The 9,959-nt window shown below is 52.3% G+C and carries 11 protein-coding genes and 1 pseudogene; 9 read left to right on the forward strand and 3 right to left on the reverse strand.

Annotated features, from left to right (window positions below; genetic code table 11):
* The first annotated feature begins 9 nt into the window (after positions 1-9).
* Genes eutC through eutR form a run of 4 tightly spaced genes read left to right on the forward strand, consistent with a single transcriptional unit; the run spans position 10 to position 3,218 of the window.
* Complete coding sequence (gene eutC / locus OGV38_RS00970; protein ID WP_016153947.1) at positions 10-906, forward strand: ethanolamine ammonia-lyase subunit EutC; 897 nt, start codon at positions 10-12, stop codon at positions 904-906.
* Positions 907-915: 9 nt separating this feature from the next.
* Positions 916-1,575 (forward strand): ethanolamine utilization microcompartment protein EutL, encoded by a 660-nt coding sequence (eutL, locus tag OGV38_RS00975; protein ID WP_016153946.1) that lies wholly within the window; start codon positions 916-918, stop codon positions 1,573-1,575.
* An 11-nt stretch (positions 1,576-1,586) separates the two neighbouring features.
* Complete coding sequence (eutK, locus tag OGV38_RS00980; protein ID WP_016157100.1) at positions 1,587-2,117, forward strand: ethanolamine utilization microcompartment protein EutK; 531 nt, start codon at positions 1,587-1,589, stop codon at positions 2,115-2,117.
* A 48-nt stretch (positions 2,118-2,165) separates the two neighbouring features.
* On the forward strand, positions 2,166-3,218 hold the full coding sequence (eutR, locus tag OGV38_RS00985) for an HTH-type transcriptional regulator EutR (protein ID WP_019077354.1): 1,053 nt from the start codon (positions 2,166-2,168) through the stop codon (positions 3,216-3,218).
* 67 nt (positions 3,219-3,285) lie between these two features.
* On the opposite strand, the gene hemF is transcribed toward eutR, so the two are convergent.
* Positions 3,286-4,185: an oxygen-dependent coproporphyrinogen oxidase gene (gene hemF / locus OGV38_RS00990; protein WP_016157099.1), complete on the reverse strand. Its 900-nt coding sequence runs from the start codon at positions 4,183-4,185 to the stop codon at positions 3,286-3,288.
* 2 nt (positions 4,186-4,187) lie between these two features.
* A complete protein-coding gene (gene amiA, locus OGV38_RS00995; RefSeq protein ID WP_016153942.1) occupies positions 4,188-5,057 on the reverse strand; it encodes an N-acetylmuramoyl-L-alanine amidase AmiA in 870 nt (289 codons plus the stop codon).
* 211 nt (positions 5,058-5,268) lie between these two features.
* On the opposite strand from amiA, the gene OGV38_RS01000 reads away from it, so the two are divergent.
* The 5 genes from OGV38_RS01000 (at position 5,269) to argH (ending at position 9,508) form a co-directional block, all read left to right on the forward strand.
* On the forward strand, positions 5,269-5,694 hold the full coding sequence (locus tag OGV38_RS01000) for a GNAT family acetyltransferase (RefSeq protein WP_003038048.1): 426 nt from the start codon (positions 5,269-5,271) through the stop codon (positions 5,692-5,694).
* Positions 5,681-6,130, forward strand: coding sequence for a DUF2919 domain-containing protein (locus tag OGV38_RS01005; protein ID WP_016157098.1), 450 nt, complete (start codon positions 5,681-5,683; stop codon positions 6,128-6,130). The genes OGV38_RS01000 and OGV38_RS01005 overlap by 14 nt, the downstream gene beginning before the upstream one ends.
* Before the next feature lie 59 nt (positions 6,131-6,189).
* Positions 6,190-6,765: an RpoE-regulated lipoprotein gene (locus OGV38_RS01010; RefSeq protein ID WP_053388615.1), complete on the forward strand. Its 576-nt coding sequence runs from the start codon at positions 6,190-6,192 to the stop codon at positions 6,763-6,765.
* Between the two features lie 94 nt (positions 6,766-6,859).
* A complete protein-coding gene (yfeX, locus tag OGV38_RS01015) occupies positions 6,860-7,759 on the forward strand; it encodes a porphyrinogen peroxidase (protein WP_049041039.1) in 900 nt (299 codons plus the stop codon).
* 456 nt (positions 7,760-8,215) lie between these two features.
* Entirely contained in the window at positions 8,216-9,508 is a 1,293-nt protein-coding gene (argH, locus tag OGV38_RS01020; RefSeq protein ID WP_286472850.1) for an argininosuccinate lyase, read from the forward strand.
* A 10-nt stretch (positions 9,509-9,518) separates the two neighbouring features.
* Here the strand turns inward: argH and OGV38_RS01025 are convergent.
* Positions 9,519-9,959, reverse strand: a pseudogene (locus OGV38_RS01025) (IS1-like element IS1B family transposase); the annotation flags it as partial.

Here is a 9,959-nt window from a genome sequence, read left to right on the forward strand (position 1 = left end):
TGACACACGATGGATCAAAAACAGATTGAAGAAATTGTACGCAGCGTGATGGCGTCAATGGGTGAGTCGCAGCCGCAGGCGCAAGCGCCGGCAGTACAAGCGCAATGCAGCACCACCCAGTGCGCCGCGCCGACCGGTGAAAGCTGTGCGATGGATTTAGGCTCAGCCGAGGCTAAAGCGTGGATTGGCGTTGAGAATCCGCACCGCGCAGAGGTGTTGACTGAACTGCGTCGCAGCACTGCGGCGCGTGTATGTACCGGTCGAGCCGGTCCACGTCCGCGTACCCAGGCGCTGCTGCGCTTCCTGGCCGACCACTCGCGTTCGAAAGATACGGTATTGAAAGAAGTGCCGGAAGAGTGGGTAAAAGCCCAGGGGCTGCTGGAAGTGCGCTCGGAAATCAGTGACAAAAACCTGTATCTGACGCGTCCGGATCTGGGGCGTCGTCTGAGTGCGGAAGCCATTGAAGCGCTGAAATCACAGTGTGTAATGAACCCGGATGTGCAGGTGATTATCTCTGATGGCCTGTCTACGGACGCTATCACCGCTAACTACGAAGAGATCCTGCCGCCGCTGTTGTCTGGCTTAAAACAGGCCGGATTGAAGGTCGGGACGCCGTTCTTTGTTCGCTATGGTCGCGTGAAAATCGAAGATCAGATCGGCGAACTGCTGGGCGCGAAAGCGGTGATCCTGCTGGTTGGGGAACGTCCGGGCCTGGGCCAGTCGGAAAGCCTTTCTTGCTACGCCGTCTATTCGCCGCGTGTGGCGACGACCGTTGAAGCTGACCGTACCTGTATCTCGAACATTCACCAGGGCGGTACGCCACCGGTTGAAGCGGCGGCGGTCATTGTGGATTTGGCCAAGCGCATGCTGGAGCAAAAAGCATCCGGCATCAATATGACCCGTTAAGGAGGCATCATGCCAGCATTAGATTTGATTAGACCTTCAGTCACCGCAATGCGCGTGATTGCCTCGGTAAATGACGGTTTTGCCCGTGAACTTAAATTACCGCCACATATACGTAGCCTCGGACTCATCACAGCAGATTCTGATGACGTGGCGTATATTGCCGCAGACGAAGCGACAAAACAGGCAATGGTGGAAGTGGTTTATGGCCGCTCGCTGTATGCCGGCGCGGCGCACAGTCCCTCTCCAACTTCGGGTGAAGTGCTGATTATGCTCGGTGGACCCAACCCGGCAGAAGTTCGTGCAGGTCTGGACGCGATGGTAGCCAATATTGAAAGCGGCGCGGCGTTTCAGTGGGCGAATGACGCAGAAGATACCGCCTTCCTGGCGCATGTGGTTTCGCGTACCGGTTCGTATCTCTCGGCGACCGCAGGATGCCGGCTTGGCGATCCGATGGCGTATCTGGTGGCACCGCCGCTGGAAGCGACATTTGGTATTGATGCTGCGCTGAAATCGGCTGATGTACAACTGGTGACCTACGTTCCGCCGCCGTCAGAAACCAACTATTCGGCTGCGTTTATGACCGGTAGCCAGGCCGCTTGTAAAGCTGCATGTAACGCCTTTGCCGATGCCGTTCTGGATATTGCTCGTAACCCAATCCAGCGCGCGTAAGAGAGGTTGTGATGATCAATGCACTGGGATTACTGGAAGTGGATGGCATGGTCGCTGCCGTGGATGCGGCGGATGCCATGCTGAAAGCCGCGAACGTGCGCCTGCTTAGCCACGAAGTGCTCGATCCTGGCCGGTTGACGCTGGTGGTGGAAGGCGATCTGGCGGCGTGCCGCGCAGCGCTGGATGCCGGCAGCGCCGCTGCTGCGCGTACAGGCCGTGTTATCAGCCGTAAGGAAATCGGCCGACCGGACGATGATACCCAGTGGCTGATCGGCGGTTTTAAGCGCCAGCCGAAGAAACCAGAACAGAAGCCAGAAGTGAAAACAGATGTAAAAACGCAGAAGACGCAGGACGCTCCGTTGACGCCTGAATCCTCTGATCAACTTCTGACGCTGTTGGCATCGGTCCGTCAAGGAATGACGGCAGGGGAAGTGGCTGCCCACTTTGGCTGGTCACTTGATGAAGCCAGAAAGGCGCTGGAACAGCTCTTTTCTGACGGAGCGTTGCGTAAACGCAGTAGTCGCTATCGCTTAAAAAATTAACCTGTCGGAGGGCCGGGGGCTTCGTTGAAGCTTCCGGCTTAAGAGATCATGAAAAAGAACCGTACTGCAAACCTGCACCATCTTTATCATGAAGCATTACCCGAAGACGTTAAACTTACGCCGAAAGTGGAGGTGGACAACGTTCACCAGCGGCGAACAACGGATGTGTATGAGCATGCGCTGACGATTACCGCATGGCAGCAGATCTACGACCAGTTGCATCCGGGAAAATTTCATGGCGAGTTCACGGAAATCCTGCTCGATGATATTCAGGTGTTCCGTGAATACACCGGACTGGCGTTGCGTCAGTCGTGTCTTGTCTGGCCGAATTCTTTCTGGTTTGGTATTCCGGCCACGCGCGGCGAACAGGGATTTATTGGCACCCAGTGTCTGGGGAACGCTGAAATTGCCACCCGCCCTGGCGGGACAGAGTTTGAACTGAGTACGCCGGATGATTACACCATTCTGGGCGTCGTCATTTCGGAAGAGGCGATTGCCCGTCAGGCCAACTTCCTGCATAACCCGGAAAGAGTGCTGCATATGCTGCGCAACCAGTCGGCGCTGGAAGTTAAAGAACAACACAAAGCCGCGTTATGGGGCTTTGTGCAGCAGGCGCTGGCGACGTTTAGCGAAAATCCGGAAAACCTCCATCAACCTGCGGTACGCAAAGTGCTGGGCGATAACCTGCTGCTGGCGATGGGCACTATGTTGGAAGAGGCGCAGCCGATTATCACGGCTGAGAGCATCAGCCATCAGAGCTATCGTCGCCTGCTGTCGCGTGCGCGGGAATATGTGCTGGAAAATATGTCAGAACCGCTGACCGTGCTCGATCTGTGTAATCAACTGCACGTCAGCCGCCGGACGTTGCAAAACGCCTTTCACGCGATCCTTGGTATCGGTCCGAATGCCTGGTTAAAACGCATTCGCCTGAACGCCGTACGTCGCGAGCTGATAAGCCCGTGGTCGCAGAGTACGACGGTGAAAGACGCCGCCATGCAGTGGGGATTCTGGCATTTAGGGCAATTTGCCACCGACTACCAGCAGCTGTTTGCGGAAAAACCTTCATTGACGCTGCATCAGCGCATGCGCCAGTGGGCATGATGCGATGAATGTGCCGGATGCGACGCAAATGCGTTTTATCCGGCCTGGGGGCTGGTATTGTCTGGGGTTACACCCAGTCGCGAACCTGAATAAACGCGCTAAGGGCGGCTTCCGGGCTGTTCGCTTCCGGCTGCCAGTCATACTCCCAGCGCACCAGCGGCGGCATCGACATCAGAATCGATTCCGTACGGCCGCCGGTCTGCAGACCGAATAACGTGCCGCGATCCCACACCAGGTTAAATTCCACATAGCGTCCGCGACGGTAAAGCTGAAAATTGCGTTCACGTTCGCCCCAGCTCATTGCTTTGCGGCGCTCAACGATGGGCAGATACGCTTCGGTATAGCCTTGACCTACCGCCTGCATAAAGGCGAAGCTGTGGTCGAAATCCGGCGTATTCAAATCATCGAAAAACAGCCCGCCAATGCCGCGCTGTTCGTTGCGATGCTTGAGGAAGAAGTAGTCATCGCACCACTTCTTGTAACGGGGATAAACGTCTTCGCCGAACGGCTGGCACAGATCTCGCGCCGTGCGGTGCCAGTGAACTGCATCCTCATCAAAGCCGTAGTAGGGCGTTAAGTCAAAGCCGCCGCCAAACCACCAGACCGGGTCAGTGCCCGGTTTTTCCGCGATAAAAAATCGCACGTTGGCGTGACTGGTCGGAATGTAGGGATTCTGCGGATGTACCACCAGCGAGACGCCCATGGCCTCAAAGCTGCGTCCCGCAAGCTCGGGGCGATGTGCGGTAGCCGAGGCCGGCATTGCCTCGCCGTGAACGTGGGAGAAGTTGACGCCCGCTTGCTCGAAAATACCGCCGTTACGCAGCACCCGGCTGCGCCCGCCGCCGCCTGCTTCACGTTGCCAGTTATCCTCAACAAACTCGGCGCCGTCTACGGCGGATAACTGCTGGCAAATATCATCTTGCAGGCTGAGCAGGAACTGTTTTACGCGCTGTGCATCGGGCTTCATGGTTAACGTTTCTTCGAGTGTGCTTTCTGGTTATCAAACCAGTGGAAATAGCTGATGATGCCATTGGCGATAGCGGTGGCGATTTTCTGGCGAAATGCCGCCGTGCCCAGCAGACGTTCTTCTTCCGGGTTGGTAATGAACGAGGTTTCGACCAGTACCGACGGAATTGATGGTGATTTTAGCACCACGAAGGCGGCTTGTTCCGTGCTGCGACTGTGAAGACGATGTACCGGCTTGATCTTCTTGAGAATATGCGAGCCTAACGTCAGGCTGTTTTTAATGGTATCCGTTTGCACCAGATCGAACAGCACCTGCTGCAGCAAATGGTCTTTATCGGTGGTCTTCTTCCCGGCCACTTCATCGGCCCGGTTTTCACGATCGGACAGATACTTCGCCATGGCGCTACTGGCACCGCGATTGGACAACGCAAAGACCGACGCACCTGCAGCGCTCGGATTGGTAAAACCATCGGCGTGAATCGACATGAACAGGTCAGCGCCATGCTTATGAGCGATCTCGACGCGATCGTAAAGCGGAATAAATGTATCGCCGGAGCGCGTCAGGCGCGCATCAATCCCCTGGTTGCGTAGAATCGAGCGCACGTTTTTGGCAATCGCCAGTACCACGTGCTTTTCCTTCGACCCATTGCGACCAATTGCGCCGGTATCAATCCCTCCGTGACCCGGATCAAGGACAACAACGCGCTTAGCGCCGGCTTTTTTCGCTTTCGGTTTGCTGTGCCCATTGCTGGTCTTAAGCGCTTCTTCTTTAGCGATGGCTTGCGACATGCCTGACAGCGTTAGGGCGGCCAGCCCGGCTTTCAACACCTGGCGGCGCGATGTGAGTGTTTTTAGTGGTTTAAAAGTGCTCATACGGCCTGAGTTGTAAAAAAAGGTTCTAAACGTTATATCGTATCGCGTTGTCCGTTGCGACGGATCGGGATAAGAATTGTTTTACTTTTCATTTCAATACGTGACAATTCCGTATTATGCCATTTTTTCCGCCGCTTCGCGTCAGATATTGGCTAAATCAGCCGTTCGCGCCATAATCGCTTTTTAACGTCCTGAAAAGGTAACCAATACCATGGAAATACGCGTTTTTCGCCAGGAAGATTTCGAAGAGGTGATCACCCTCTGGGAGCGCTGTGATTTGCTGCGTCCATGGAACGACCCTGAAATGGACATTGAGCGTAAAGTCAATCATGACGTCAGCTTGTTCCTGGTCGCTGAAGTGAATGGCGAGGTGGTCGGTACGGTGATGGGCGGATATGACGGGCATCGCGGCTCGGCCTATTACCTGGGCGTGCATCCTGAGTTTCGCGGTCGCGGCATTGCCAATGCGCTGCTCAACCGGCTGGAGAAAAAGCTCATTGCCCGCGGTTGTCCGAAGATTCAAATCATGGTGCGTGACGATAATGACGTCGTACAGGGTATGTATGAACGTCTGGGTTATGAACATGCGGATGTACTCAATCTGGGCAAGCGTTTGATCGAAGATGAAGAGTACTGAGTTTCATCCGGCCGACTATGACGCTCATGGGCGTCTGCGCCTGCCTTTTCTCTTCTGGTGCGTGCTGCTGCTGCAGGCGCGCACTTGGGTTCTGTTTGTGATTGCCGGTTCTTCCCGCGAGCAGGGCAACACGCTGCTGAATCTGTTTTATCCCGATCACGACGCTTTCTGGCTGGGTTTGCTTCCAGGCGTTCCCGCGGTATTGGCATTTTTACTCAGCGGGCGACGCTTTGCGTTTCCGGTGGTATGGCGCTGGCTGCGAGGATTACTGATCCTCGCTCAACTGGTGCTACTGTGCTGGCAGCCGGTGATGTGGCTGGCAGGCGATCCGGTCAACGGTGTCGGGCTGGCGCTGCTGGTGGCGGATGTCGTTGCGCTGATCTGGCTGTTAACTAATCAACGTCTGCGCGCCTGTTTTTCCCTCGAGAAAGAATAACGGCACTTTTTGGCGAAACCGGACTCCAAGCAACGTTGATAAATAAGGAAGGAAGTGAAATGAAATCACTGCGTTTGACTTTATGCGCGATGCCGCTGCTATTGACCGGGTGTTCAACGTTGTCATCGGTGAACTGGTCTGCCGCCAATCCGTGGAACTGGTTTGGTTCTTCAACGCAGGTCACTGAGCAGGGCGTCGGAGCGTTAACTGGCGCAACCCCGCTGGATGAAAAAACCATTGCTGATGCGCTGGACGGTGATTACCGCCTGCGTAGCGGGATGAAGACCGATAACGGTAATGTGGTGCGCTTTTATGAAGCGATGAAAGATGACAAGCTGGCGATGGTTATCAATGGCAATCAGGGAACGATTAGCCGTATTGATGTAGTCGACAGCGATATTCCCTCTTCTGCGGGTGTCGAAATCGGTACACCGTTTAGCGACCTTTACACTAAAGCCTTTGGTAATTGTCAGAAGGCGACTGGCGATGACAGCGCGGGCGTTGAATGCAAAGCTGAGGGAAGTCAACATATTAGCTACATCTTTTCCGGTGAGTGGAGCGGGCCTGAGGGCTTAATGCCGTCTGACGATACGTTGAAAGCATGGAAAGTAAGCAAAATTATCTGGCGGCGTTAATTTGCGTCTGAACAAATCGGCTTGTTAAAAAAACAGGTAGAATAGCGCCCATCAATGCCACGATGTCGTGGCATCTTTTTTTTCAGGAGGAACAATGTCTCAGGTTCAGAGTGGCATTTTGCCAGAACATTGCCGTGCGGCGATTTGGATTGAAGCCAATGTTAAAGGCGACGTTGAGGCCCTGCGTGGGGCCAGCAAAACCTTCGCCGATAAGCTGGCGACCTTTGAAGCGAAGTTCCCGGATGCGCATCTGGGCGCGGTTGTTGCTTTTGGCAACAACACCTGGCGTACACTGAGCGGCGGCGTTGGCGCAGAAGAGTTAAAAGACTTTATCCCTTACGGTAAAGGTCTTGCGCCAGCTACCCAGTATGATGTGCTGATTCATATTCTCTCTTTGCGTCATGACGTGAATTTCTCCGTTGCACAGGCGGCAATGGAAGCCTTTGGCGACAGTATTGAAGTCAAAGAAGAGATCCACGGTTTCCGTTGGGTTGAAGAGCGCGATCTCAGCGGCTTTGTTGACGGAACGGAAAACCCGGCAGGCGTTGAAACGCGCCGTGAAGTCGCGGTTATTAAAGATGGCGTGGATGCTGGTGGCAGCTATGTGTTTGTGCAGCGTTGGGAACATAACCTGAAGCAGCTTAACCGCATGAGCATTCATGACCAGGAAATGATGATTGGGCGTACCAAGGAAGCCAACGAAGAGATCGACGGTGATGACCGTCCGGTTACTTCTCACCTGAGCCGCGTCGATCTCAAAGAAGACGGTAAAGGACTGAAAATTGTGCGCCAGAGCCTGCCATACGGTACCGCCAGCGGTACACACGGCCTCTATTTCTGTGCCTATTGCGCCCGTTTGCACAACATCGAGCAGCAACTGCTGAGCATGTTTGGCGACACTGACGGCAAGCGCGATGCGATGCTGCGCTTCACTAAACCGGTGACCGGCGGCTATTATTTCGCGCCATCGCTGGATCGTTTGCTGGCCCTGTAATTTTTTGATGCCAGATGGCGCTGATGCCGCCATCTGGCACAATATAGCTCTCCCCTGAATCACCCAACGTCCGCTATGCTGATAATGCACTCGCGTTGACGCTTATCCTGAAAAATCACCTCCCACGTTCATTATTATTTACCTGCCAGTTTCTCGGTTATGACAACGGTATTAAATGGAATTATTTAGAATTAATAAACTATTAATACCAATTTATTACTTTAAAAATTCTGAATATATCTGAATTAAATCACAATTTAAATGTGAGGAAGATCAGGTTTTTAAATGCAATTTATGAAAACAAAATAAATAATAAGTGTAATTAATTTCGCTATAAATTGATTTAATGCCTTCATTTGTTGACAATTAAAATGACTGTCTTGTAATCTGAAAATGACCGAAAAATAACGGAATTCATATTTAACTATTTTGCAACAAAGGGTCATTGGAGGTTTTATGTCTACAAAATTATGGGGTGGGCGTTTTGATATGCCTACAAATAAACTGGTCGAATCTTATAATGCGACCATTATGCTGGAACAACGTCTCTGCCCTTTTGATATTCAGGGGAGTATTGCTCACGCCACTATGCTGGGCCGTCAGGGGATTATCACGCAGGATGAAGCGAATGCGATTATTGGCGGGTTAAGGCAGGTCAATAAAGAGATTGAGGAAGGGCAATTCGTTTTTGATACCGTTGATGAAGATATTCATATGGCGATAGAAAGACGTATGACAGAAATAATTGGTCCTGTAGGCGGGAAGCTACATACCGGCCGCAGTCGTAATGACCAGACGACTGTCGATTCGAAAATGCACATGAGATCGACTATTCGTGAAATTCAGCAGGATATCGTTCATCTACAAAAAGTTATTATCAGCAAGGCTGAAAATAACATTAATGCGATCATGCCTGGCTATACTCATTTACAGACCGGTCAGCCTATTCTGCTGTCGCACTGGATAATGGCATATTATTGGATGTTACGCCGTGACTGGACTCGTTTTGCAGACCTTTATCAACGCATGGGGGAATGCCCTTTAGGTTCAGCAGCCCTTGCCGGTACTACTTTCCCCATTGATCGTGATTTCACGGCTAAAGAGCTTGGCTTTGACAAACCGACTGAAAACAGTATTGATTCTGTCAGCGATCGTGACCATATGGTTGAATTCACTGCCGCCGCTGCTATGTGCTTTATGCATCTTACCCGTTTGTCAGAAGAACTGGTTTTATTCTCAAGTCAGGATTTTAAGTTTATTGAGCTTTCAGATGATTTCTGTACCGGTTCCAGCATCATGCCACAGAAGAAAAACCCCGACGTGGCTGAAAAAATGCGCGGCAAAGGGGGGCGTATGTACGGAAATCTAATGGCGATGTTGACCATTATGAAAGGTATCCCTCTGGCCTATAATACTGATATGAGTGAGGATAAAGAGCAGGTCTATGACTCTATGGATACCTTACAGACCAGTCTGAAAATTATGGCGCCGATGCTCGAAAAAATGGTTATTCTTTCAGATAATACTCGCAGCGCAGCGGCAAGAGGATTTTCAAACGCAACCGATATGGCTGACTACCTGGTTCGTAAAGGCATTCCTTTTAGAGAAGCTCACCATATTGTTGGCAGCGCTGTTAATTACTGTATAAAACATAGAAAAATGTTGGAAGAGCTTACTCTGAATGAATTCCACACATTTGATGATAAAATCGAAAATGATATATATGAGAGTATATCTCTCGAAGGGTAATGACTCCAACTTATTGATAGTGTTTTATGTTCAGATAATGCCCGATGACTTTGTCATGCAGCTCCACCGATTTTGAGAACGACAGCGACTTCCGTCCCAGCCGTGCCAGGTGCTGCCTCAGATTCAGGTTATGCCGCTCAATTCGCTGCGTATATCGCTTGCTGATTACGTGCAGCTTTCCCTTCAGGCGGGATTCATACAGCGGCCAGCCATCCGTCATCCATATCACCACGTCAAAGGGTGACAGCAGGCTCATAAGACGCCCCAGCGTCGCCATAGTGCGTTCACCGAATACGTGCGCAACAACCGTCTTCCGGAGCCTGTCATACGCGTAAAACAGCCAGCGCTGGCGCGATTTAGCCCCGACGTATCCCCACTGTTCGTCCATTTCCGCGCAGACGATGACGTCACTGCCCGGCTGTATGCGCGAGGTTACCGACTGCGGCCTGAG

It is taken from the genome of Citrobacter sp. Cb080, from assembly GCF_030334745.1.
GTDB classification, from domain to species: domain Bacteria; phylum Pseudomonadota; class Gammaproteobacteria; order Enterobacterales; family Enterobacteriaceae; genus Citrobacter; species Citrobacter braakii.

Excerpts from the sequence above, each read along its gene's own strand:
- eutC (WP_016153947.1), top strand. The coding sequence starts at position 10 with ATGGATCAAAAACAGATTGAAGAAATTGTACGCAGCGTGATGGCGTCA.
- eutL (WP_016153946.1), top strand. The coding sequence starts at position 916 with ATGCCAGCATTAGATTTGATTAGACCTTCAGTCACCGCAATGCGCGTG.
- eutK (WP_016157100.1), top strand. The coding sequence starts at position 1,587 with ATGATCAATGCACTGGGATTACTGGAAGTGGATGGCATGGTCGCTGCC.
- eutR (WP_019077354.1), top strand. The coding sequence starts at position 2,166 with ATGAAAAAGAACCGTACTGCAAACCTGCACCATCTTTATCATGAAGCA.
- hemF (WP_016157099.1), bottom strand. The coding sequence starts at position 4,185 with ATGAAGCCCGATGCACAGCGCGTAAAACAGTTCCTGCTCAGCCTGCAA.
- amiA (WP_016153942.1), bottom strand. The coding sequence starts at position 5,057 with ATGAGCACTTTTAAACCACTAAAAACACTCACATCGCGCCGCCAGGTG.
- OGV38_RS01000 (WP_003038048.1), top strand. The coding sequence starts at position 5,269 with ATGGAAATACGCGTTTTTCGCCAGGAAGATTTCGAAGAGGTGATCACC.
- OGV38_RS01005 (WP_016157098.1), top strand. The coding sequence starts at position 5,681 with ATGAAGAGTACTGAGTTTCATCCGGCCGACTATGACGCTCATGGGCGT.
- OGV38_RS01010 (WP_053388615.1), top strand. The coding sequence starts at position 6,190 with ATGAAATCACTGCGTTTGACTTTATGCGCGATGCCGCTGCTATTGACC.
- yfeX (WP_049041039.1), top strand. The coding sequence starts at position 6,860 with ATGTCTCAGGTTCAGAGTGGCATTTTGCCAGAACATTGCCGTGCGGCG.
- argH (WP_286472850.1), top strand. The coding sequence starts at position 8,216 with ATGTCTACAAAATTATGGGGTGGGCGTTTTGATATGCCTACAAATAAA.